Raw genomic sequence first — 22,501 nt, 5'->3', positions numbered from 1 at the left:
GTCAGCACAAATCAGCTCACCCCATTCGGGGCGTCCCGTCAGTCGAAGAAATCCCGCAGATCCAGGGTCTGGTAGTCCTCCAGCTGCTGCCAGGGCAGGCTCTTTGGCAGGGGCTTGAGAGTCACCTCCATCCGGTAGCTGCGATAACCGTCGAGGCTTGCCGACTCCACCACCAGTGGCAGTTGCCAGCGGCTGGACCAGAGGATGCGGGTACGCTGTCTGCCCTCGCGTTTCTCATACCAGCGCGCCTGTTCGGGTGCCGCCTCATCGAGGGGTGTCATCTCCTGCAACAGGGCCGGGTTGATGAGGTGACGGATCCGCGGCCAGTCCGGCTTGAAGGCCACCTGGCCGTACTCCTCCTCCGGCACCTCCACCAGCTGGTTGTGCCAGCTGTCGGCGTAGCGCAGTTGCAGCATCCCCTGCTCGTCGCGGGTCACCCAGCGCGCCGCCATCTGGTGGGTAAAGTGCTTGTGGCCCGGGGTGGCATCGTGGGTGGCGTGATAGGCGCGGGCAAGGGGCAGCGGGATGAGCCGCTGGCTCCACACCTGATCGCCAACCCGCAGCCACTTCTCCTGCCACTGGCTCTCCTTGCTGATGCCGTCGCTGCTGGTGACCCTGTCCTGATAACGGATGCGGGCGGCCAGATCGGGGACTTCATCGGCCAGGAGGGGAAAAGCGAGGCTGCTGGCGAGCAGCCACAACGGAAGTAAATATCGCATCATGGGGTTCGCTCGAACGAGCAGGGCCCGGCGCGATGCCGGGCCCTGCCGTTTACAGACCGAGCGCCTCCTTCAGCTTGCCGAACACCCGGGTGTTGTCCAGCGTCCCCTTGAAGCGGCTGCTGCCGGCGCCGTCGGCAAACAGCATCACATCGCCGCCGCCGTGGGTCTCGGAGCCGAGCTTGACACCGGTCTCCTGCAGGTAGTCGTCCGCCATCACCTGATCGCTGGTGAGGGTGGGGCGCACATCGGGACGGTTGGGACCGTTGCCGAACACCAGGGTGGTGAACGGCTTGCCATCCACGTCGTTCTGGGTCGAGCCATCGCCATTTTTCACCAGATCCAGCACCTTGTTGCCCTTGGCGGAGTAGCCGTTGATGGTCATGGTGTGGTCATGGTCGGCGGTGACCACGATCAGGGTATCTTTCAAATCCACCTTGCCGAGCGCCGTCTTGACCGCGTCGTCCAGCGCCACTGCGTCGGTGAGCGAGCGCTTGGCATTGGTGCCGTGCAGGGCGTGATCAATGCGGCCCCCTTCCACCATCAGGAAGTAGCCCTGGCTGTTCTGGCTGAGCAGATCGATCGCCTTGGCGGTCATCTCGGAGAGCGACGGCTGGGTATTGGCCGCTCCCTTGGCGACGCGGTCCAGCTCGTAGTCGAGGTGGGATTTGGCGCTGAACAACCCAAGCACCTTGCCCGAGTTGACGCCAGCCAGCTCATCTTTGGTGGTGACGTAGCGATAGCCCTGGGCGGTCAGCTCGGCGGTGAGATCCCGTCCGTCGGCGCGGCCCCCTTTGTTGCTGGTGCTGTTATAGGGTGTCCAGTGGTTGGCGCCGCCCCCCATCAGCACGTCGACCCCGTCCCCCAGCGCCTGGTTGAAGCCGGCACCGCCCGGTACCGCCTGCGCGGCGATGGCGTAGGCCGCATCCCGATGGCAGATGTGGGAGTAGGTGGCGGCCGGGGTGGCATGGGTCAGCTCGGTGGTGGTGACGGCCCCCACCGACTTGCCCGCCGCCTTGGCCAGCTCGAGAAGGGTGGGTACCGGCTTGCCGTTGTCGCTGGTGCAGTTGTTGACGCCCTTGTTGCCGTTGGCGTCCTTGCCGGGGGCGACGGCCCTGGTGTCGCTGCTCATGGCGATCACCTCGTTGTTCATCTTGACCCCGGTGGTGTAGGCCGCCATGGAGGGGGCCGAGTCGGTGGTCTGGGCATCGTTGGAGAAGGTCTTGATGCGCGCGCTCTGGGCCAGCTTCATCAGCTCCAGATTGCCCTCTTCTCCCACCTTGTAGAGGCGGGTGGCGGTGAGCACGGTGGGGCCCATGCCGTCGCCGATAAACAGGATGACGTTTTTTGCGTCGGCGGCCTGTGCCTGGGCCGCGCCGCCGAGGGCGGCCAGCAGGGCCGTGCTGACCAGGGTTTTATGCAGGTTCTGCTTCATGGATTGGTTGATGGCTCTTTTCATGGGAATGCTCCTTACAGCCCGGCCGCAGCCTTGACCTTGCCGAACACGGCGGTGTTGTCGAGTGAGCCGTGGAAGCTGTCCGCTCCCTGGCCGATGGCGCCGAGGAAGACGTCGGTGCCGCCGTGGGTCTCGTTGCCGATTTCGCCCACCTTGACCACCACTTCCTGGTGATAGTCGTTGGCGGAGACGGTGGCGTCATCCAGCGGCGCCACGCTGCTGCGCGGCCCGTCCACCCGGTTGTAGCCGTTGCCAAAGCCGATGATGGTGTAGGGCATGCCATCGGCATCCTTGCTCGGCTCGCCGGTTTCGTAGTTCTTCACCAGCCCGAGCACGCCGGGGTTGTTGGCGGTGGTCTTGCCGGTGCGCTTGGCATAACCATTCAGGACTAGCGTGTGGTCATGGTCGGCGGTGACCACGATCAGGGTGTTTTTCAGCTCGGGATCGGTTTTCTTCACCTCGTCGAGGGTCGCCTTGATGGCGTTGTCGAAGGCGAGGGTGTCCTGCAGGGCACGCTTGGCGTTGGTGTCGTGCAGGGCGTGGTCGATGCGCCCCCCTTCCACCATCAGGAAGTAGCCCTGTTTCTGGTCTTTGAGCTGCTTGATGGCAGCCAGGGTCATCTGGGTGAGGGAAGGCTCGCTGGCGGGCCGGTCCAGGTCATATTTCATGTGGCTTGAGCCAAACAGCCCCAGCAGCGGCTTGCCCGCCTCGGCCTTGTTCAGCTCGTCCAGATTGCCGGCAAACTGGTAGCCTTTGGCCTTCATCTCATCGATGAGGTTGCGGCCATCCTCGCGCTTGCCCTTGTCTGCCTTGGGTAAGAAGAAGCTGCTGCCGCCGCCGAGTACCACGTCCACCCCCTCTTTGAGGGCGCTGTTGTAACCGGCGCCGCCGGGCACCAGCTGGGCGGCGATGTCGGCTTCCAGATCCCGGTTGCAGAGGTGGGCATAGGTGGCAGCCGGGGTGGCGTGAGTCACTCGGGTGGTGGTGACCACGCCGGTGCCGCGGCCGGCGGCCTTGGCCAGCTCCAGCAAGGTGGTGACCGGCTTGCCGCCGCTCTTGCTGCAGTTGCTCTCCTGGGTGGCGTCGCTGTCCATGCTGATGACGCCGTTGTTGCTCTTGACCCCGGTCATGTAGGCGGACATGGAGGGGGCCGAGTCGGTCACCTGGGCGTCGTGGGAGAAGGTCTTGATGAAGGCCGTCTCCGGCAGGGTATCGATGGTGAGGCTACCCTCTTCACCGACGCCGTAGATGCGGGCGGCGGTCAGGGTATTGAGACCCATGCCGTCGCCGAGGAAGAAGATCACGTTCTTGGCGCCGGGGGCGGGCGCACTGCTGTCGTTGTTGGAGTTGCAGCCGGCGGCCAGGGCGGCGCCGATCATCAATGCAAGTCCTGCCATCTTTCTCATTGGGGTTCGCTCCTTGTAAAACCTGAGCGCAGCCTAGAGGTCGCAGATGACACTTTTAGTGAAACGGGATGACAATCCGATGAAGGTGTTGCGTGAATGTTATGTTGTATCAATAGCTTATATTAATGCAGCCGGAGCACGGGACGCCGATGGGCGAGGGGGCCGGGTGGGAGAGAATCTGGCCGGATTGCGGGCTGGCGGCTAGAATGGCCTGTCAAATCAGGGCGTGTGCAGGTAAAATGCGCCCCCTTGCGACGCCCTGCGTCCGCCACCGCTCGCCGCTCGCGCCACCGCAAGCCAGCGCCCGCAGTCCCTAGATGAGAGTAACGGATATGTCCATCAACTGGTTCCCCGGCCACATGCACAAGGCCCGCAAAGAGATTGCCGAGGTCATGCCCCAGGTCGATGTCATCATCGAGATGCTCGACGCCCGCATCCCCTTCTCCAGCGAAAACCCGCTGGTGCCCGAGCTGCGCGGCGATACTCCGGTGATCAAGGTGCTCAACAAGGCGGATCTCGCCGATCCCGAGATCACCGAGCTGTGGGTGGCCCACATGGAGCAGGAGAAGGGGATCAAGGCGTTGCCCCTGACCCAGCAGGAGCCGGAGAAGATCAAGCAACTGCTGACCCTCTGCCACGAGATGCTGCCGGAGCGCAATCTGGAGCTGCGTGGCGTGCGTGCCATGATCATGGGCATTCCCAACGTGGGCAAATCCACCCTGATCAACACTCTGGCCGGGCGCATCATCGCCCGCACCGGCAACGAGGCGGGGGTGACCAAGTCCCAGCAGCGGATCAAGCTGGACAACAACGTCATCCTGACCGATACCCCGGGTTTCCTCTGGCCCAAGCTCAACCCGCCCTCCTGCGGTTATCGGCTGGCGATCACGGCCGCCATCAAGGACACGGTATTTGACTACGCCGACATAGCCATGTTTGCCGCCGATTACTTCATCAAGGCCTACCCGGAGCGGATCCAGGCGCGCTATCAGCTGAGCGAGCTGCCGGAGACCGAAATCGAGCTGCTGGAGCTCATCGCCCGCCAGCGCGGCTTCATGCGCAAGGGCGGCCTGGCCGATCTGCACAAGGCCTCCGAGATCCTGGTCAACGAGTTCCGCTCAGGCCTGTTGGGTCGCATCTCGCTGGAGACCCCGGCGATGGTGAGCGTCGAGATTGTGGAAGCCGAGGCCGAGGCCGAACAGAAGGCCAAGGAGAAGGCGGAACGGGAAGAGGAGCGTCAGGCGCGGGCACGTCGCAAGTACGCCAAGAAGCGTCAGCGCTAACCGGCATTGTGTCTGTTACTGACGAAGAGGCGACCCTGGGGTCGCCTCTTCGTTTTTGGGCAGACTGAGCATCAGTGACGGGGCGGCTTGGCCACTGCTGTGGCGTACTTGTGTGTGCGCAGCTCCGCTGCCCTGTTCATAGAGCCGCGCAAGAACTATGAGGATGAACGACCGGCCATGCCCTCACCAACACCGCCAAACTACCCGTTAATCAAGGGATAAGCCGGCTGCCGAGCAAGTGTAGCTCTGTGCCAAATGAGGATTTGTTGCCTGCGCGAAAAAAACATCCCCAGCGCGAATTAACGCCGATTGACAATGGCATTGGCGGTGGCATGATGCGCTCGCATTTTGACTCTCCGCACGGTATTACCCATGACCACCTACACCCGGCCAGTGCTGTTGTTGCTCTGCGGCCTGCTGCTGCTCACGCTGGCCATCGCGGTGTTGAACACCCTGGTGCCGCTCTGGCTGGCCCATGACAATCTGCCGACCTGGCAGGTGGGCATGGTCAGCTCCTCCTATTTCAGCGGCAACCTGCTGGGCACCCTGCTGGCGGGGGCGCTGATCAAGCGCTACGGGTTCAACCGCAGCTACTACCTGGCCTCCGCCCTCTTTGCCGCTGGCTGTGTCGGGCTCGGTATCACCCTTGGTTTCTGGAGCTGGCTCGGCTGGCGGTTCCTCGCCGGCATCGGCTGCGCCATGATCTGGGTGGTGGTGGAGAGTGCGCTGATGTGCAGCGGCAATGCGCGCAATCGAGGGCGGTTGCTGGCCGCCTACATGATGGTCTACTACCTGGGGACCGTGCTCGGGCAACTGCTGGTCAGCAAGCTGCCGACCGGCCTGATGGAGGTACTGCCCTGGGCGACCGGGCTGATATTGGCGGCTATCCTGCCGCTGTTGTTCACCCGCATCGTCAGTGAGCGCAATGAGCAACAAGGGAGCACCCGGGTCTGGCCGATGCTGCGGCTGCGGCAGGCGCGGCTCGGGGTCGATGGCTGCATCATCTCCGGCATGGTATTGGGGTCGCTGTACGGCCTGATGCCGCTTTATCTGAACCACCGGGGGGTGAGCGATGCCGGCATCGGCTACTGGATGGCGGTAATGGTGAGCGCGGGTATCCTGGGGCAGTGGCCGGTGGGTCGTCTGGCGGATCGGTTTGGTCGCCTGCCGGTGCTGCGGGTACAGGTACTGGTGGTGATCCTGGGATGCGGGGCCATGCTCGGCGGCGTGGCGATGGGCCCGGCGCTGTTTGTGCTGGGCGCCGCCGGTTTCACCCTCTACCCGGTGGCCATGGCATGGGCCTGTGAGAAGGTCGAGCACCATCAGCTGGTGGCGATGAACCAGGCGCTGCTGCTGAGCTACACCATCGGCAGTCTGCTGGGGCCGGCCTGTACCGCGCTGTTGATGCAGCACTACTCGGACAATCAGCTGTTCATCGTGATCGCCGGTGTGTCGTGCGTTTATCTGCTGATGTTGCTGCGCAAGCTGGGTGAACACCCGACGCCGGTGGCCCACGCCTGAACGGGGGCAGCAGGACCCCAATCTTGCTTCCCGACAAGGGGGGCAAGACGGTGCTAGGGTGCCCGGTATCAATAGGGTACCCGGTATAAAGAAGAGGCGGCCCCAGGGCCGCCTTGTTGTTTGCAACGGTTGCCAGTTAGAGCTTCATGGAGAGGAGAGATTGACGAAGAGATGACCGGCTAGCCGTAGCGCTTTTTCGCCTCTTCAAACAAGGACATATGCAGCGGGATCAACTGCTGCCAGTCGCGCCGGTAGCCGCCGCCCGGCACGGCGGCGATGGGCAGCCCGTGCCGCAGTGCGCAGTCAAAGACCATGGCATCGCGCTGGCGGACCCCTTCATCGCTCAAAGCGAGATAGCCAAGCTCGTCGCCCTGGTGCACATCGACCCCGGCCTGATAGAGGATGAGGTCGGGGGTGTAGAGTCGCAGCGCCAGGTTGAGCGCCTCTGCCAGCGTGGTGAGATAGGCATCGTCCGCCATGCCGCTTGGCAGGGGAAAATCCATGTGGGAGGCGGGCTTGTGGCGAGGGAAGTTGTGCTCCCCGTGCAGGGAGAGGGTGATGATGTCGCGCCGCCCCTGGCACAGTGCTGCGCTGCCATCCCCTTGATGGACATCGAGATCGACGATCAATACCTGCTCGCAGCGCCCTTCGTCCAGGCACACCTGGGCGGCGATCACCAGATCGTTGAAGAGGCAAAAGCCGCTGCCAACATCCCGGTGGGCGTGGTGATAGCCGCCGGAGATCTGCAGGCCGCAACCCTGCTCCAAGGCATGGCGGCTGGCGGCCAGGGTGGCCCCCACCGAGCGCAGGGTGCGCTCCATCAACAGGGGAGACCAGGGAAAACCGAGCTGGCGAATGGCGCCGGCATCAAGGGTGCCGGCGAGGGCTGCCTCCACATAGGCGGCATCGTGCACCCGTTTGATCTGCTCAGGGGTGGCGGGGGCGGCTTCTGCCAGCGGATAGCCGAGGCTGCCGAGCCGCTCGAACAACGCCTGGTACTTGGCCAGCGGGAAGCGATGGCACGCTGGCAGAGTCAGGGCGGAGTAGAGGGGGTGATAGAAGATGCGCAGTGACATGACGGCAGGGCCTTGGCAGAGAGGCAGATATGAAAAAGGGGAGCCAGGCTCCCCTTGTCGCACGAAACGAGTGCTCGCGCGCCATTACTGCTGCTGGATCACCCAGATCTGGAAGGCTTTGCGAGTTTCAGCATCGGCCTTGTTGTACCAGTTTTGCAACTGGGTCAGGGCTTCCGGGTTGCTCTGAGCCTTGCTCGGGGCCACTTGCACCGGGGCGCTGTTGGCGGCCATGACGGCGGCGGTGGAGATGGCAACAGTTTTGGGCTGATTGAAGGCTTTGCCCATGTTGATCAGTTCTTGCTGATAGTCACGGGTCAGCTGGAAGCCTTCGACTTTCGGCAGCACGAACTGCTCGCTGGCGACGACCTGGTTGCTGCTCTTGTCTTTCAGCGCAACTTTCTGCTCTTTGACGAACAACTTGGCTTCAGCTTCGTTGCGCGGCTTCTTGTAGTCCAGCACCAGCTTTTGGTTGTCGGCGGCGGTGAAGTTGATCACCAGTGGCTCTGCAGTCACCAGCTTGATGTCGCTGCGGCTGGAGTAGTTGCCTTCAAAGGCGACGACCAGCTGGTGCTTGCCGGCCTTGAGGGGAAAGGTGTTGGTCTTGTCGAGCAGCTTGGGATTGATGGATTGGCCATCGATCAGCTGTACGACGTAGGGGGTGGTCACTTCCAATTGGGTATTGGCCAGGGCACTACCTGCCCACAACAGACCAGCTAGGGCCGGCACCAGAACAGTCAGTTTCATTTCATCTCCTTGAACAGTCGGCGAGTGCCCACTGAAAAACAGGGGCTCATTTTTACAGGTTTGCCCAAGGGCAGCAATAGGCGTTTATGGCGCCTGGGTTGCCTCTCGGCCCCGATGCTTAAAGCGAACGCAAGCCACGGCACGGGTTCTGACCGAGCCAATGGGCCCCTGTCTTACTCAATCCGACGGCTGAAGGGGGGCAGCGCGTCGAGCAACCCCTTGCCATAACGCTTGGTCAATAGACGTCGGTCGAGGATGGTGACCCGGCCCCTGTCCGCCTCCTTGCGGATGAGACGACCGCAGGCCTGAATGAGCTTGCGCGACGCCTCAGGTACCGTCAGCTGCAGGAAGGGGTTGCCGCCCCGCTTCTCGACCCACTCGGCGGTGGCCTCTTCCACCGGCGAGTTGGGCACCGCGAACGGCAGCTTGGTGATCACCAGGTTGGTGAGGTAGTGGCCGGGCAGATCCAGCCCTTCCGAGAAGCTGCCGGTACCGAACAGGATGCTGGCCTGGCCGCCATCGCACTTTTGCTTGTGCAGGGTGAGCAGGGCATTACGGGAGGCTTCGCCCTGCACCAGCAGGGAGAGCCCCTTGGCCCGCAGCCCCACCGCCACCTCGTTCATCTGCCGGTAAGAGGAGAACAGCACCAAACTCGCCTCCTTGCCTGCCAGTATGCGAGGCAAGGTACTGATGAGCTCCTGGGTGAAGGCGGGGGCGCTGGGCTCGTGTTCCATTTTGGGCAGATAGAGCTCGGCCTTCTGGTAATCGAAGGGGGAGCGCAGCCGCAGATAGCGGGTGCCGTCGTGCTCTTTGAGCCCCACCTGATGGCGAAAATAGCTGAACGAGGAGAGGGCTGTCAGGGTTGCCGACACCAGCACGGCCCCCAGACACCTGGACCAGAGCCACTCTTCCAGCAGATAGCCAACCTCGATGGGGGAGGCATGCAGCCAGATGTCGCCGTCATCGCTCTTGACCATCCAGCGGGCCAGCGGCGTCTTGCCTTGTGCCACGTGCCGCCCCAGCATCTCCCACAGGGCACAAAACCCCTCCAGCCGCTGCAGATAGAAGCCGCTCTCCGCCAGCAGGGGTTCGGCCTCCTTGCGGCGGATCTCGCCATCCTTCAACGCCTCGCTAATGGCGCCCTGCATTCTGTCCAGCGCCCGCAGAGCCTTCTTGCTCGCCTCCTTGAGGTTCTCCGCCAGCATCGGCAGTGGGTCGGGCAAGACGCCATCGGCGAAGCGATAGTGTTTTTCCTCATTGAACAGCCGGTCGTTGGCGGCGAGCCACTGCTCCAGCGCCTTCAGATCCGGCTGCAGGGAGGCCAGTGCATCCTGCAGCTTGAGCTGGGGATCGAGCAGGCTCTCCTTGTTGAGGGTTCTGGCCAGCTTGCCGGCACCCTGCGCCAGCTTCTCCAGCCAGCGGCGCGAACCCTTGACACTGGCCGAGGCGGCGCCGTGATCACGGGCGATGGTGGGCAGGTGGTGGGCCTCATCCAGCACATAGATACACTCGTCCGGTGGCGGCAATATGATGCCGCCCCCCATGGTGAGGTCGGAGAGCAGCAGGGCATGGTTGACCACCAGCACATCGGCCGCATCCATGTCGTTGCGGGCGCGGTGGAAGGGGCAGTGTTGATGATGACTGAGCGCCTTGTTGCAGGTGTGGCGGTCGGCGGCGATGCGATCCCAGCAGAGATCGGGGATGGGCTTGGGCCAGTTGTCCCGATCGCCATCCCATTTGCCGTCGGTGTAGGCCTGCCACAGTGCCTGATAGCAGCTTTTGTCGGCGTCTGACGGCTTGTGCTTGCTGAGGCTGCCGAAGTCGAGCTCGAAGTTGGCCATCTCACTGCCGCTTGCGGCCTGTTCCAGCAGGTGTTCGCAGCAGTAACGCTGGCGCCCCTTGACCAGCATGAAGCGAAACGGCAGTTCGCTGTGGCGGTGGTAGAAGGGGAGGTCTTTGTGGATCAGCTGCTCCTGCAGCGCCACGGTGGCGGTGGAGATCACCAGCTTCTTCTGGGTGAGCCGTGCCACCGGGATGGCCCCCTGGGCATAGGAGAGAGACTTGCCGATGCCGGTGCCGGCTTCGGCCACCAGGATGCGACGCTGTTTGTCATATTCCCCGGTCAGTGTCTTGGCTATCTCGGCCACCAGAAAATTCTGCTCCTTGCGCGGCACAAAACCGGGTAAGCCATCGGCAATTTGTCGATAGGTATTGCGAATGGTGGTTTTGAGACGGGTAGACAGCATGAAAAAATGACCGTTGCACAGGGTGAAGGGGAACAGGATACCTGCAACTGGCAACCCGGGTCGAGGCATGTGGCAACGCACAGATCCGACCTCCTCTTCTTTATATAGGGCGCGGCACCGCTGTTGTGTGATAAATCACCAATCTGACCGAATAATACCAGCGGTTATCACTGTAAACGTTTTCCCATGACGTGCAAACAATGTGGGATTCAGGTCACAATTTTTCCGCTATGACTATGCTTTTCGTAAAAAGTTCCAAGTTTTTTCATTGCGGATTGGAAAACCCGGTGCTAGTCTCGGCGCCATAGTGATGCAAAGTACATCGCTAACACAGGGAATAACAACGACTTAGTGTTTAATTACAGTAGGCATTGGAAACTATGAAAAAGACAATTCTGGCTATTGCTATCCCGGCTCTGTTCGCATCTGCCGCTAACGCTGCAGTGATCTATGACAAAGACGGTACCACTTTTGACGTATACGGCCGTGTACAGGCTAACTACTACGGTGACAGTGATAACCCCAATCCTCTCACTCAGGCTGATACACATGGTGATGCAGAACTGATCGGTACCTCCCGTCTGGGCTGGTCCGGCAAAGTTGCGCTGAACAACACTTGGTCCGCAATCGCCAAGACTGAGTGGCAAGTAGCTGCCGAAAACTCTGACGACACCAAATTCAAATCTCGTCACATCTATGCTGGTTTTGATGGCACCCAGTACGGCAAGATCATTTTCGGTCAGACCGATACCGCGTTCTACGATGTGCTGGAACCGACCGATATCTTCAACGAATGGGGTAGCTACGGTAACTTCTATGACGGCCGTCAAGAAGGCCAGATCATCTACTCCAACACCTTCGGTGGCTTCAAGGGCAAACTGTCCTATCAGACCAATGACAATGAAGCAGTCAAAGTGTCTGATGTCGGTGGTAACTCCTTCACTACCGAATTCCCTGGCATCAAGCGTAACTACGGGTACGCCGCTGCCGCTGGTTATGACTTCGACTTCGGTCTGGGCCTGAATGGCGGTTATGCATACTCCGATTTGGAAAGTACCACTAATACCAACACTGGTAAGAAGTCCGAGTGGGCTCTGGGTGCACACTACGCCATCAACGGCTTCTACTTCGCCGGTGTCTACACTGACGGTGATCTGAAGAACGACACCACAGGTTATAAGGGTGAAGGTCGTGGCTACGAGCTGGCGGCTTCCTATAACGTTGATGCCTGGACCTTCCTGGCCGGTTACAACTTCAAGGAAGGTAAAGACAACACCGCGGGTTCTTCCTACGAAGACATGGTTGACGAAACCCTGCTGGGTGTACAGTACGCTTTCACTTCCAAGCTGAAAGCTTACACCGAGTACAAAATCCAGGGTATCGACAAGATGGACGACGAGTGGACCGTTGCCCTGCAATACAACTTCTAATCCAGCCTCTGCGCTGATTTAGTTGATAAACGGCCAAGCTTGCTTGGCCGTTTTGTTTTATCTGTTTCCCACTTGATTATTTCTGTTCCCCTCTGTTGATCATCCTCTCTTTCTCCTGTTTGGCTTGCGCCAGTTCACGTTGTCTCTTTTCTGTACTTGGCTCCCGGCCAGCGAATCGCTAGATTATTCAGCTCGTTGCAGTATGTTCGGCAGACAAGGAAGGATGACGCTTGATTGACTTTAGTCACCCGCAGTGGCGGGAGCTGGCCCGCCAGCTGCTGGACAACCCTACTTCGGTGGTCCGCGCCCGTCAGTGGCAACCCCTGCTAGGCCTGCTCAAGGACAACCAGCTGCTGTTGGCGCTGGGCAACCACCACTATGAGCTGACACCCGCCGGCCGCCGCTACCTGACCCGTGAACTGACGCTGGCCGAGATCGCCACGGCACCACCGACCCCGGAGGAGTGGCTTCATGGGCAGGGGTGGCAGCTGGCTGAGCAGGTCAATGAGCGGGTGCTCGCCGCGCTCTATCGCAAGAGCGAGGTGAGCTTTTCCCCCAACGAGCAGATCGATTTTGAAGACAAGGGGATCCGGCTCTGCGCCGATCAGCTGCTGCGCCTGCGCGCCCCCCAGCCGTTCAGCCTGTTTTTCAGCGGCGGCACCCTGCTCGATGCCGCCCCCTGGTTGCAGGCGCTCGGCGAGGTGGCGCTGCCCGAGCGCAACCTAGCAGGCCTTGGCAAGATCCTGTGGGGGGAGGGGGAGCTGCTGCGGGTGATCACCACCGACAGCGTCGGCGCCTTTGCCGAGCTGGTGCTGCCGGTGGGGACACTGCTGGTCTGGGCTCCCGCCTCGGCGCAGCAGGCGCTGCAGCAAGTGATCGCCGCGCTGCCGCCTCAGGTGCAGTGGAGCCATCTTACCTCCCTCGACCCGAGCGGGGTGGATCGGGTGCTGACCCTGGCCCAGCGCCTGGGTCGTCCGGCCAGCTGGTGGCTGCCCACTGCGCTGGCTCCCATCATGACGGCCTATGCCCTGCCGCTGACCGACTCCCGCCCCTGGGAGCCGAGCCGGATCCCCAAGTCATTGTTAGCAGTTTGTAGCGGTTTGGTTGAGTCCAATGGTGGCTTGTCTGCCGAGGTGTGCGCGTTGGCGCCGCAGTGGCATGCCATCGGTTGAGATTGCCGCAGATCCGGCCGAAAAAGCGGTTTGCCCCCACCCAGCACGGTGATATAAAGAGTTGACGAAGCGCTCGCCAGATGGGCGCTTTTGTTTGCCACGTGTTTTGCGTGTCACGGACGGTGTGCCAACACGCTTTGCCAGCCAACGAACTCAACGGAATACAGGGAATACCATGTTTGAAAAGGTTGTTGCCGCCCCAGCGGATCCGATCCTGGGCCTGACCGAAGCCTTCCGTGCTGACTCTCGCAGCCACAAGATCAACCTGGGGGTCGGGATCTACAAGGATGAGACCGGTGCCACCCCCATTCTCCACTGCGTCAAGAAAGCCGAGCAGAAGCTCTTGACCGACGAGAAGACCAAGAATTACCTCGGTATCGAAGGCAATATCGAATATGGCCGCATCGTGCAGCAACTGCTGTTCGGGCACGATTCTGCGCTGGTCGCCAGCGGTCGGGCCAAGACCGCTCAGGCGCCGGGCGGTACCGGTGCCCTGCGCATCGCCGCCGAGTTCGTGGTGCGCAACGGCTTGGCCAAGACTGTCTGGATCTCCGATCCCACCTGGGCCAACCACGTCAGCGTGTTCCAGGCTGCCGGCCTTTCCGTCAAGTGGTACAAGTACTACGATGCGGCCAGCAAGGGGCTCGACTTTGCCGCCATGCAGGCCTCGCTGGCTGAAGTGCAGGCAGGCGATCTGGTGCTGCTGCACGGCTGCTGCCACAACCCGACTGGTATCGACCCGACCGCTGATCAGTGGCGCGCACTGGCCAAGCAGAGTGCTGCCGCCGGCTGGTTGCCGCTGTTTGACTTCGCCTATCAGGGCTTTGCCCGCGGTATCGAAGAGGATGCCGAAGGTCTGCGCATCTTCGCCGAGTGCCACGACGAGCTGCTGGTGGCGAGCTCCTTCTCCAAGAACTTCGGCCTCTACAACGAGCGGGTTGGCGCCTTCACCCTGGTCAGCGCGACCAAGGAGATTGCCGATGTGGCCTTTACCCAGGTCAAGACCGTCATTCGTGCCAACTACTCCAACCCGCCGTCACACGGCGCCGCCGTCGTCACTGCCGTGGTGAGCGATCCGGCCCTCTATGCCGAGTGGGTGGAAGAAGTGGCTGCCATGCGGGTGCGCATTCGCGAGATGCGTGAGCTGCTGGTGGAAAAACTGGCCGCGCGCGGCGTGAACCAGGACTTCAGCTTTATCCGCGAGCAGAACGGCATGTTCTCCTTCTCCGGCCTCTCCAAGGATCAGGTGGAGCGCCTCAAGAGCGAGTTTGCCATCTACATCGTCGGCTCGGGCCGGATCAGCGTGGCCGGTATCACCCGTGCCAACATAGATCCGCTCTGCGATGCGATCGCCAAGGTGTTGTAAGCACTACCGCCGATATCCGTTCAGTAAAAAGCCCGCCGGGGAGACCCGGCGGGCTTTTTCATTTCCTGAGGCTGGTCTCAGCGACGGTGTTTGCCGCCCCCCAGCAGGGAGCCGAGGACGCCGCGTACCAGCTGGCGACCCACCTCGCTGCCGATGGTGCGGGCCACGCTCTTGGCGGCGGTCTGCACCACGCCGTCGTGCTGGCCGCCACGGGGGCCGGTGCGGCCAAACAGGATGCCATTGAGGGCATCGAGCAGGCCGCCTTCCCCGTTGGATGATGGCTCGCTGCCTTGCTCGCCAGTGGTTGTCACCTTGCCGCTGTTGAGCCGTTCGAAAGCCGACTCGCGATCCTCCGGCGTCTCGTAGCGGCCGTGCAGCAGGGAGCGCTGAATGAGCGCCTGCCGCTCGGCGTCGCTCAAGGGGCCGATGCGGCTGGCGGGCGGGGCGATGAAGGCGCGCTCCACCATGCTGGGCCGTCCCTTCTCGTCGAGCAGAGAGACCAGCGCCTCGCCGACACCGAGTTCGGTGATGACGCCGGCGGCATCGAAGGCGGGGTTGGCCCGCAGGGTGTTGGCGGCGATCCGCACCGCTTTCTGATCGCTCGGGGTAAAGGCGCGCAGGGCGTGCTGCACCCGGTTGCCAAGCTGCCCCAGCACGCTGTCGGGGATGTCGGCCGGGCTCTGGGTCACGAAGTAGACGCCGACCCCCTTTGAGCGGATGAGCCGCACCACCAGTTCGATCTTCTCCAGCAGCGCCTTGGGGGCGTCGTTGAACAGCAGGTGCGCCTCGTCGAAGAAGAACACCAGCACCGGCTTGTCCGGATCCCCCACTTCCGGCAACTGCTCGAACAGCTCGGAGAGCAGCCAGAGCAGGAAGCAGGCATAGAGCCGGCTGGATTGGGTCAGCTTGCTGGCGGCCAGCACATTGATATGACCGTGGCCAGCCTCATCGGTCTGCAACAGGTCCTGAATGTCCAGCATGGGTTCGCCGAAGAAGTGATCGCCGCCCGCACTCTCCAGGGTAAGCAGGTTGCGCAGGATGGCGCCGATGGAGGCGGTGGAGACGTTGCCGTAACGGGTGGTGAGCGATTTGGCGTTGTCACCGGCAAACTGCACCATGGCACGCAGGTCTTTGAGATCGAGCAGCAGCAGCCCCTCGTCGTCCGCCACCTTGAACACCAGCTCCAGCACCCCGCTCTGGGTATCGTTGAGACCGAGTAGGCGGGCGAGCAGCAGGGGCCCCATGTCGGAGACGGTGGCTCGCACCGGGTGGCCCTGTTCGGCAAACAGATCCCAGAACAGGGTGGGACTGGCGGCAAAGGCAGGGGCCGGAATGCCGAGCTGGGCCAGCCTGGCGTCCAGCTTGGCCGAGCCCGCCCCGGCGGCGCCCAGTCCGCTCAGATCCCCCTTCACATCGGCCAGAAAGACTGGCACGCCGAGGCGGGAGAACCCCTCCGCCAGCACCTGCAGGGTGACGGTCTTGCCGGTCCCGGTGGCACCGGTGATGAGGCCGTGGCGATTGGCCATGGCTGGCAGCAGGGAGAGGGGATGACCATTGGCATGGGCCAGCGTGAGCGGTTCGGCCATGGTGGGTTCCTTGTGGCAAATGGGGGACGAAAAACAACGGGTTACAAGGAGTGTGGTGGCAGGATCCGGGGATGGCAAGGCAGTGCCTCGTCAGCGCGCCAGAGGCTGACGAGGCGGGTGAGATCAGCGGGAGCGGACCAGCTTGCCGAGGCGCAACAGCAGCAGGGTGAGGAGGCCGCCGGTGGCGGCGGTGAGCACCGCCAGCAACAGGCTGCCGAGCAGGAAGGGGGGCACCAGAGTGGCCGCCTCGTGCTCCAGCCAGTGCAGGGTCCAGCTGAGGTGAAACGGTTCCGGCGTCTTGTGCAGCACCAGACAACCGGTGCGATAGGCGTAGAGGTACATGAAGGGCAGGGTGAGCGGGTTGTTGAACCAGACCGCCAGCAGCGCCAGCGGCAGGTTGAGGCTGAACGCCAGCGCCAGCCCGACCGCGATGAGTGAATGCATGGGGATGGGAAACCAGCAGGCGAAGATGCCGGCCGCCACCGCCCCGCTCAGGGCGCGCGGCCCCCCTTGCCAGAGGGCGGGGGCGAGCAGGCGCTCGCCAAACAGGGAGAACCACTTCTGCTGGCGCAGGGTATCGGGGTCTATCTTGAAGCGGGCAAACCAGCGATTCAGCATGCGCGTGCCACCTTGCGTTTCTGCCACTGACGCACGGTGCTGATGCGCCAGCAGGTACGAATGAGGGCGTAGCCGATGAGGGAGCTGAGCAGGGCGAGTACCAGCGAACCCAGCAGCAGCGGCGGGGCCACGGTCTCGAACACCGACACCAGCCAGGCCCAGGTGAACTCGATCTCGATGTGCTGGGAGGATTGCCCCAGCAGCTGGCAGCCGGTCAGATAGGCGCCGTAGAACAGCGGCGGCATGGTGAAGGGGTTGGAGAGCCAGACCAGGGCTACCGAGAGCGGCAGGTTGACCCGGCAGGCGATGGCGCCGCCGGCCGCCAGCAACATCTGGCAGGGGAGCGGCACCCAGGCCATGAACAGCCCCACCGCGAAGGCACCGGCCGCCGAGCGCCGATTGAGGTGCCACAGATTGGCATCCAGCAGCAGCTTGCCAAACAGCCGCAAGTGCTTGTGTTCCTTGAGTGTCGCCGGATCAGGCAGCCAGCGTTGTATGAGTCGTTTGGGCATATTGAAACCTTGCTAAATACTTGCACCATGGATCTGCGTCTGTTGTCGTTTGCCCTCGGGGCAAGCTCCTCACTGCTTTGGCCATGGTTGCCTTCATGGGAATGGGGTGGCCTGATGCTGCTGCTCGCGTTCCCCCTGGCCGGTTACCGCTGCTGGCGGCTGCTGTTTTTGCTGTGCGGCATCCTCTGGATGCAGGGGAGTTTGCACTACCGGCTTGCCTGGCTGGATCAGCTTGGCAAAAAAACGAGCCACATCATAACCGCACAGCTGCAAAGTGCAGAACCCGAGGGCGATAAATTTATCCGGCTGGTACTGCGGGTAAACAGGCTCGACGAGCAGGCGCTCACTCCGGCGCCGCTGGTGCGCATCAATGCCTACCAGGCGCTGCCCGCCATGACGGCAGGCAGTCGCCTCACTCTGGTGGTCTCTCTCAAACCGGCCCACGGCCTGGCCAACGAGGCGGGGATGGATGGGCGGCGTCTGCTGCTCGGCAAGGGGATCACCGCCACCGGCAACCTGCGCCGGGTGATCCAGATTGAGCCGGCGCAGACGGGGCTGCGCGAGCGCTGGTTGGCCCGCGCTGCCGCCAGCTGGCAGGATCTGAGCCAGGGCCCGCTGCTGGCGGCGCTCACCTTCGGCGAGCAGGGCGGCATCACGGATGAGCAGTGGAGCCTGTTTCGCGGCAGCGGGCTGACCCACATCATCGCCATCTCGGGGCAGCACATCGCGCTGGTGGCGGTGCTCGGCTGGTGGCTGGGGCGGCTGTTCGGGCTGCGGGGGGCGATTCTGGTCGCCCTGCTGTTTGCCGCCCTCTACAGCTGGCTGGCCGGTTTTGCGGTGGCTACCGAACGGGCCCTCATCATGGTGCTGGTGTGGAGTCTGCTGCGCTGGCGACGGCGGGAGTGGCCGGCCCATCGCATCTGGTTGTGGGCCTTCGTGGTGCTCACGCTGTGGGATCCCTTCGCCCTCTATTCGGCCGGATTCTGGCTCTCCTTCCTGGCGGTGGCTCTGCTGCTGGTGGCGAGCCTGCTGGAGGCTAACCCCGGGCTCATTCGTCTGCAGGGCTTGTTGCTGTTGGGGCTGCTGCCGCTGCAACTGGCGCTGTTCGAGGGGATTGCCCCGCTGTCGCTGCTGCTCAATCTGCTGGCATTGCCGCTCTTTTGCATCGCCATCATACCGCTGGCGCTCATCGGGGTGCTGCTGGCGCCGCTTTCGGCGGAGCTGGCCCACCTGCTGTTCTGGCTGGCCGATGTCGGTCTGCAGTGGGTGTTGTGGGCATTGGCCCGGCTGGCCAGCCAGTGGCAGCTCTGGTGGCCGGTGCCGGGCTGGGTATTGCCGCTTACGGCGCTGCTGACCCTACTCTGGTGCGCCTGGCATGTGCCGGGTGGTCGTCCGCTGCTGTTGCCAGGGGGCGTAGCCCTGCTGCTGGCGGCCTGGCCGGCGCCGACCCATTGGCAACTGAGGGTGCTGGACGTGGGGCAGGGGCTGGCAGTGCTGATCACCCGGGGCGAGCGCGGCATCCTCTTTGACACCGGCGATCGCTACCCGGGCGGCTACAACATGGCGGATGCCGTGATCTTGCCCTTGCTCAACCGGCTCGATGTGCGGGTGCTGGATTATCTGGTCATCAGTCACAAGGACCGGGATCACGCCGGCAATCGGCGCGCCATCCTGCAGGCTCTGCCGGTGCGCCACGAGCTCTCTTCATTCGACTTCGGCCGCTTCACGGCCCTGTGCCGGCGTGGCCAGCAGTGGCGCTGGGAGGGGTTAGAGATGGCGGTGCTCTGGCCGCAGCAACCGGGGGGCGGCCACAACAACGACGGCTGTGTGCTGCAGATCCGCGACGGGGAGCGGCGCATCCTGCTCAGTGCCGACATCGAGCGGCAGGCAGAGCAGCGGCTGCTGGCGCTGGAAGGGGAGGGGCTTTCCAGCACCCTGCTGGTGAGCCCTCACCACGGCAGCCGCACCTCCTCCACGGCACCCTTCGTGGCGGCGGTGGCCCCCCGCTATGTGGTGCACAGCGCCGGTTTCATGAACCAGTGGGGATTTCCCCGCCCCGAGGTGGTGGCCCGCTACCAGGAGGCGCACCAATGGGTCACCGGGCTGGACGGAGAAATTTTGGTCGAGCCTGTGCCGGGTGGGCTGCGGATCCGGGCCGAACGGGAGCAGGGCCCCTGGTTTCGCCGCAAGGGTGACTGGTGGCGGCCTGCATTCTGGTCTGATCGCTGAGCGTAAACCCGGTTTTGGCTGGGATAACGGCCGTCATTGCCCGCCTTATTGATGGGCACCGCTTGGTGAAAACCCGGCTGTGGCTGGCATAACGGCCGTGATTTCCTGTCTTGGCGAGGGACATGCGCTGGCGATGCTTGGTGTAATCCTGCGCTTTGGCTGGGATAACGGCCGTGATTTCCCGCCTTGGTGATGGGCACCGCTTGGTGTAATCCTGCGCTTTGGCTAGAATAGCCCGTCATTTCCCTTATTAACGGCTATTCATGCAACAAGAAACCTCACAAGACAGCTGGCCTGTCTTCAAGCGTCTGCTCGGCTATGTCCGTGACCGCAAGCTTGGCCTGATCGGCGGCATCATCGGCATGCTGGGCTACGCCGCCGTGGATACCACCTTCGTCTATTCCATCAAGCCGCTGATCGATCAGGGGATCAACGGCAACGATCCGACCGTGCTCAAGTGGATGCCCTTCTTCGTTCTGGGCATCGTGGCCCTGCGTGGCGTCGCCAACTTCCTCTCCAACTACTGCATGGCCTGGGTCGGCAACCACGTGGTGATGCGTCTGCAGCAGCAGGTGTTCAATCACATGGTGGCGATGCCGATGAGCTTCTTCGACCGCCAGAACACCGGTCACCTGCTCTCCAAGGTGACCTATGACGCCAGCCAAGTTTCCTCGGCCGCCAGTACCACCCTGGTCACTCTGGTGCGGGAAGGGGCGACCGTGATCGGCCTGCTCGGCCTGATGTTCTGGCACTCCTGGCAGCTGTCGGTGATCTTCCTGGTGGTGGGGCCCGTGGTGGGCATCATCATCGGCCTCATCAGCCGCCGTTTCCGTCAGATCAGCCGCCACATCCAGCAGGCGGTGGGTGACATCACCACCTCCACCGAGCAGATGCTCAAGGGGCACAAAGAGGTGCTGATGTTCGGTGGCCAGAAGGTGGAGGAGAAGCGCTTCTTCAAGGTCAGCAACAACATGCGCCAGCAAACCATGAAGATGGTCGCCGCCGATGCCATCGGCAGCCCGGTGGTGCAGATGGTTGCCTCCATCGCGCTGGCCGCCTTCCTCTATGTGGCCACCATCGACAGCGTGCGCAGCGAGCTGACTGCCGGTACCTTCACCGTCATGATCACCTCCATGATGATGCTGCTCAAGCCGCTGAAAAGCCTGACCGACGTCAACAACCAGTTCCAGCGCGCCATCACTGCCTGTCACAGCCTGTTCGGCCTGCTCGACACCGAGCCGGAGCAGGATACCGGCACCCGTACCCTGGAGCGCGCCCGCGGCGAGATCGAGTTTCGCAACGTCACCTTCACCTACCCGACCAAGGACACCCCGGCGCTGCACAACGTCAGCTTCAAGGTGGAGGCAGGCAAATCGGTGGCCCTGGTGGGCCGTTCCGGCTCCGGCAAGAGCACCATTGCCAGCCTGTTGACCCGTTTCTACGACATCGAACAGGGGGAGATCCTGCTGGACGGCGTCAATATCCGCGATTACCGCCTGAGCGAGCTGCGCAAGCAGTACGCCCTGGTCTCCCAGCATGTCCACCTGTTCAACGACACGGTGGCGAGCAACATCGCCTACGCCGCGGAAGAGAAATACAGCCTCGACGAGATCAAGCAGGCGGCCCGCATCGCCCACGCCGATGAGTTCGTCAGCAAGATGAGCAACGGTTATGACACCGTGGTCGGCGAGAACGGTGCATCGCTCTCCGGCGGTCAGCGTCAGCGTATCGCCATCGCCCGTGCCCTGCTACGCGATGCCCCCGTGCTGCTGCTGGATGAAGCTACCTCGGCGCTGGATACCGAGTCCGAGCGCCACATCCAGGCAGCCATCGACGAGCTGTGCAAGGCGCGCACCTCGCTGGTGATCGCTCACCGCCTCTCCACCATCGAGAAGGCGGACGAGATCCTGGTGATCGATGAGGGTCATATCGTCGAGCGCGGCAACCACGCGGCGCTGATGGCCCAGCAGGGCACCTATGCCCAGCTGCGCGCCATCCAGTTCGGCCATGCCACCGCAGGTGGCAACGCCTGATGCTGGAGCGGCTCTGGTATGCAAAGAGTGGCTGGCGCTGGTTGCTGGCCCCCTTTGCCCTGCTGTTTGCCGTCATCAGCGGCACTCGCCGTTACGCCTATCGCCACGGCTGGCGCAAGGGTTATCGCTCCTCCTTGCCGGTCATAGTCGTGGGCAATATCTCGGTGGGCGGCAACGGCAAGACCCCGGTAGTGGTCTGGCTGGTGGAGCAGTTGCAGGCCCGCGGCTATCGCCCCGGGGTGGTGAGCCGCGGCTATGGCGGCAAGGCGCCCCATTACCCGTACCGGCTCGATGCCGCCAGCACCACGGCGCAGGCGGGGGATGAACCGGTACTGATTGCCCGGCGCTGTGGCTGCCCGGTGGTGGTGGCGCCCAGGCGGGCCGATGCGGTGCGTCTGCTGGAGCAGAGCGGCGAAGTGGATATCATCATCACCGACGACGGCCTGCAGCACTATGCGCTGGCCCGTGACATCGAGCTGGTGGTGGTGGACGGGGCGCGCCGTTTCGGCAACGCCTGCCTGCTGCCCATGGGGCCGCTGCGCGAGCCGGTCACCCGGCTCAAGCGGGTGGACGCCATCATCTGCAACGGCGGTGAGCCAGGGCGGGGAGAGTATCCCATGAGGCTGGTCGCCGACGCGCCGCATCGGGTGTGCGACGAGACCCCGCTGGCCACGCCGCTGGCGGGTCCGGTCGACGCGCTGGCAGGGATTGGGCATCCGCCCCGTTTCTTCGCCACCCTCGAGGGGCTTGGCTACCAGCTGGATCAGCGGGTGGCCTACGGCGATCACCACCCCTTCGATCGGGACGAGCTGGTGGACCGCTTTGCCGGCAAGCCGCTGCTGATGACCGAGAAAGATGCGGTCAAGTGCCGCTCCTTTGCCCTCGACAACTGGTGGTATCTGCCGGTCAGCGCCGAGTTGCCCGCCTCCCTGCTCGATACCCTGCTGCACAAGCTGGGGGCGAGCGGGAAGGGGCAAGGCGCAACCAAGGCACAAGGTTAATCTCTCTCGCCCGCGTGGGGGAGAAGGGGCTTATCATGCCCCACATGCAATATCTGGTTGTTCGACATCCATCGCCGGCGTGATGAAACCGCCGGTGCGACAT

Annotated in this window: 17 protein-coding genes; 8 read left to right on the top strand and 9 right to left on the bottom strand. The window is 63.0% G+C overall.

Going from position 1 to position 22,501, the window contains the following annotated elements; all coding sequences use genetic code 11:
• Positions 1 to 38 precede the first annotated feature (38 nt).
• Genes R2E40_RS14810 through R2E40_RS14800 form a run of 3 tightly spaced genes read right to left on the bottom strand, consistent with a single transcriptional unit; the run spans position 39 to position 3,581 of the window.
• Positions 39 to 722 carry a hypothetical protein gene (locus tag R2E40_RS14810; RefSeq protein ID WP_318163747.1) on the bottom strand — a complete coding sequence of 228 codons (684 nt, stop codon included), beginning with the start codon at positions 720 to 722 and terminating at the stop codon, positions 39 to 41.
• 49 nt (positions 723 to 771) lie between these two features.
• The gene (locus R2E40_RS14805) at positions 772 to 2,178 is read right to left on the bottom strand and encodes an alkaline phosphatase (protein WP_412055128.1); all 1,407 of its coding nucleotides are present in this window, start codon (positions 2,176 to 2,178) and stop codon (positions 772 to 774) included.
• An 11-nt stretch (positions 2,179 to 2,189) separates the two neighbouring features.
• The gene (locus R2E40_RS14800; protein WP_139748738.1) at positions 2,190 to 3,581 is read right to left on the bottom strand and encodes an alkaline phosphatase; all 1,392 of its coding nucleotides are present in this window, start codon (positions 3,579 to 3,581) and stop codon (positions 2,190 to 2,192) included.
• Between the two features lie 332 nt (positions 3,582 to 3,913).
• On the opposite strand from R2E40_RS14800, the gene ylqF reads away from it, so the two are divergent.
• Both ylqF and R2E40_RS14790 read left to right on the top strand, forming a co-directional pair.
• Entirely contained in the window at positions 3,914 to 4,864 is a 951-nt protein-coding gene (gene ylqF, locus R2E40_RS14795; protein WP_016351290.1) for a ribosome biogenesis GTPase YlqF, read from the top strand.
• A 372-nt stretch (positions 4,865 to 5,236) separates the two neighbouring features.
• Positions 5,237 to 6,385, top strand: a complete 1,149-nt coding sequence (locus tag R2E40_RS14790; RefSeq protein ID WP_045789428.1) for an MFS transporter — start codon at positions 5,237 to 5,239, stop codon at positions 6,383 to 6,385.
• 179 nt (positions 6,386 to 6,564) lie between these two features.
• On the opposite strand, the gene R2E40_RS14785 is transcribed toward R2E40_RS14790, so the two are convergent.
• From R2E40_RS14785 to dinG, 3 genes are all read right to left on the bottom strand, one after another.
• A complete protein-coding gene (locus tag R2E40_RS14785) occupies positions 6,565 to 7,461 on the bottom strand; it encodes a histone deacetylase (RefSeq protein WP_318163746.1) in 897 nt (298 codons plus the stop codon).
• Positions 7,462 to 7,545: 84 nt separating this feature from the next.
• The gene (locus R2E40_RS14780) at positions 7,546 to 8,205 is read right to left on the bottom strand and encodes a DUF2057 domain-containing protein (RefSeq protein ID WP_318163745.1); all 660 of its coding nucleotides are present in this window, start codon (positions 8,203 to 8,205) and stop codon (positions 7,546 to 7,548) included.
• Positions 8,206 to 8,378: 173 nt separating this feature from the next.
• The gene (gene dinG, locus R2E40_RS14775) at positions 8,379 to 10,451 is read right to left on the bottom strand and encodes an ATP-dependent DNA helicase DinG (protein WP_318163744.1); all 2,073 of its coding nucleotides are present in this window, start codon (positions 10,449 to 10,451) and stop codon (positions 8,379 to 8,381) included.
• Positions 10,452 to 10,831: 380 nt separating this feature from the next.
• On the opposite strand from dinG, the gene omp38 reads away from it, so the two are divergent.
• The 3 genes from omp38 to R2E40_RS14760 all read left to right on the top strand — a co-directional run bounded on the left by omp38 (position 10,832) and on the right by R2E40_RS14760 (position 14,419).
• Complete coding sequence (gene omp38, locus R2E40_RS14770; RefSeq protein WP_318163743.1) at positions 10,832 to 11,881, top strand: porin Omp38; 1,050 nt, start codon at positions 10,832 to 10,834, stop codon at positions 11,879 to 11,881.
• Between the two features lie 230 nt (positions 11,882 to 12,111).
• A complete protein-coding gene (locus tag R2E40_RS14765) occupies positions 12,112 to 13,053 on the top strand; it encodes a hypothetical protein (protein ID WP_318163742.1) in 942 nt (313 codons plus the stop codon).
• 175 nt (positions 13,054 to 13,228) lie between these two features.
• Positions 13,229 to 14,419 (top strand): amino acid aminotransferase, encoded by a 1,191-nt coding sequence (locus R2E40_RS14760; RefSeq protein WP_077095400.1) that lies wholly within the window; start codon positions 13,229 to 13,231, stop codon positions 14,417 to 14,419.
• A gap of 77 nt (positions 14,420 to 14,496) precedes the next feature.
• On the opposite strand, the gene R2E40_RS14755 is transcribed toward R2E40_RS14760, so the two are convergent.
• From R2E40_RS14755 to R2E40_RS14745, 3 genes are all read right to left on the bottom strand, one after another.
• Positions 14,497 to 16,005: a helicase HerA-like domain-containing protein gene (locus R2E40_RS14755; RefSeq protein WP_318163741.1), complete on the bottom strand. Its 1,509-nt coding sequence runs from the start codon at positions 16,003 to 16,005 to the stop codon at positions 14,497 to 14,499.
• Positions 16,006 to 16,128: 123 nt separating this feature from the next.
• Entirely contained in the window at positions 16,129 to 16,623 is a 495-nt protein-coding gene (locus R2E40_RS14750) for a DUF2062 domain-containing protein (RefSeq protein ID WP_045527395.1), read from the bottom strand.
• Positions 16,617 to 17,135, bottom strand: a complete 519-nt coding sequence (locus tag R2E40_RS14745; protein WP_011706585.1) for a DUF2062 domain-containing protein — start codon at positions 17,133 to 17,135, stop codon at positions 16,617 to 16,619. Before R2E40_RS14745 ends, R2E40_RS14750 begins: the two co-directional genes overlap by 7 nt.
• On the opposite strand from R2E40_RS14745, the gene R2E40_RS14740 reads away from it, so the two are divergent.
• The 3 genes from R2E40_RS14740 (at position 17,073) to lpxK (ending at position 22,398) form a co-directional block, all read left to right on the top strand.
• A complete protein-coding gene (locus tag R2E40_RS14740) occupies positions 17,073 to 19,364 on the top strand; it encodes a DNA internalization-related competence protein ComEC/Rec2 (RefSeq protein ID WP_318163740.1) in 2,292 nt (763 codons plus the stop codon). The genes R2E40_RS14745 and R2E40_RS14740 overlap by 63 nt on opposite strands.
• Positions 19,365 to 19,627: 263 nt before the next feature.
• Positions 19,628 to 21,397, top strand: a complete 1,770-nt coding sequence (gene msbA / locus R2E40_RS14735) for a lipid A ABC transporter ATP-binding protein/permease MsbA (RefSeq protein ID WP_011706583.1) — start codon at positions 19,628 to 19,630, stop codon at positions 21,395 to 21,397.
• Positions 21,397 to 22,398 carry a tetraacyldisaccharide 4'-kinase gene (gene lpxK / locus R2E40_RS14730; RefSeq protein WP_318163739.1) on the top strand — a complete coding sequence of 334 codons (1,002 nt, stop codon included), beginning with the start codon at positions 21,397 to 21,399 and terminating at the stop codon, positions 22,396 to 22,398. Before msbA ends, lpxK begins: the two co-directional genes overlap by 1 nt.
• The last annotated feature ends 103 nt before the right edge of the window (positions 22,399 to 22,501 follow it).

The sequence above is a fragment of the Aeromonas sp. CD genome (assembly GCF_033349375.1).
In the GTDB taxonomy this organism is placed as follows: Bacteria; Pseudomonadota; Gammaproteobacteria; order Enterobacterales; family Aeromonadaceae; genus Aeromonas; species Aeromonas hydrophila.
This window is presented reverse-complemented; position numbering and strand designations above follow the sequence as displayed.

Excerpts from the sequence above, each read along its gene's own strand:
- ylqF (WP_016351290.1), top strand. The coding sequence starts at position 3,914 with ATGTCCATCAACTGGTTCCCCGGCCACATGCACAAGGCCCGCAAAGAG.
- R2E40_RS14745 (WP_011706585.1), bottom strand. The coding sequence starts at position 17,135 with ATGCCCAAACGACTCATACAACGCTGGCTGCCTGATCCGGCGACACTC.
- R2E40_RS14805 (WP_412055128.1), bottom strand. The coding sequence starts at position 2,178 with ATGAAAAGAGCCATCAACCAATCCATGAAGCAGAACCTGCATAAAACC.
- R2E40_RS14785 (WP_318163746.1), bottom strand. The coding sequence starts at position 7,461 with ATGTCACTGCGCATCTTCTATCACCCCCTCTACTCCGCCCTGACTCTG.
- R2E40_RS14810 (WP_318163747.1), bottom strand. The coding sequence starts at position 722 with ATGATGCGATATTTACTTCCGTTGTGGCTGCTCGCCAGCAGCCTCGCT.
- dinG (WP_318163744.1), bottom strand. The coding sequence starts at position 10,451 with ATGCTGTCTACCCGTCTCAAAACCACCATTCGCAATACCTATCGACAA.
- msbA (WP_011706583.1), top strand. The coding sequence starts at position 19,628 with ATGCAACAAGAAACCTCACAAGACAGCTGGCCTGTCTTCAAGCGTCTG.
- R2E40_RS14755 (WP_318163741.1), bottom strand. The coding sequence starts at position 16,005 with ATGGCCGAACCGCTCACGCTGGCCCATGCCAATGGTCATCCCCTCTCC.
- R2E40_RS14760 (WP_077095400.1), top strand. The coding sequence starts at position 13,229 with ATGTTTGAAAAGGTTGTTGCCGCCCCAGCGGATCCGATCCTGGGCCTG.
- R2E40_RS14750 (WP_045527395.1), bottom strand. The coding sequence starts at position 16,623 with ATGCTGAATCGCTGGTTTGCCCGCTTCAAGATAGACCCCGATACCCTG.
- R2E40_RS14790 (WP_045789428.1), top strand. The coding sequence starts at position 5,237 with ATGACCACCTACACCCGGCCAGTGCTGTTGTTGCTCTGCGGCCTGCTG.
- R2E40_RS14800 (WP_139748738.1), bottom strand. The coding sequence starts at position 3,581 with ATGAGAAAGATGGCAGGACTTGCATTGATGATCGGCGCCGCCCTGGCC.
- lpxK (WP_318163739.1), top strand. The coding sequence starts at position 21,397 with ATGCTGGAGCGGCTCTGGTATGCAAAGAGTGGCTGGCGCTGGTTGCTG.
- R2E40_RS14780 (WP_318163745.1), bottom strand. The coding sequence starts at position 8,205 with ATGAAACTGACTGTTCTGGTGCCGGCCCTAGCTGGTCTGTTGTGGGCA.
- omp38 (WP_318163743.1), top strand. The coding sequence starts at position 10,832 with ATGAAAAAGACAATTCTGGCTATTGCTATCCCGGCTCTGTTCGCATCT.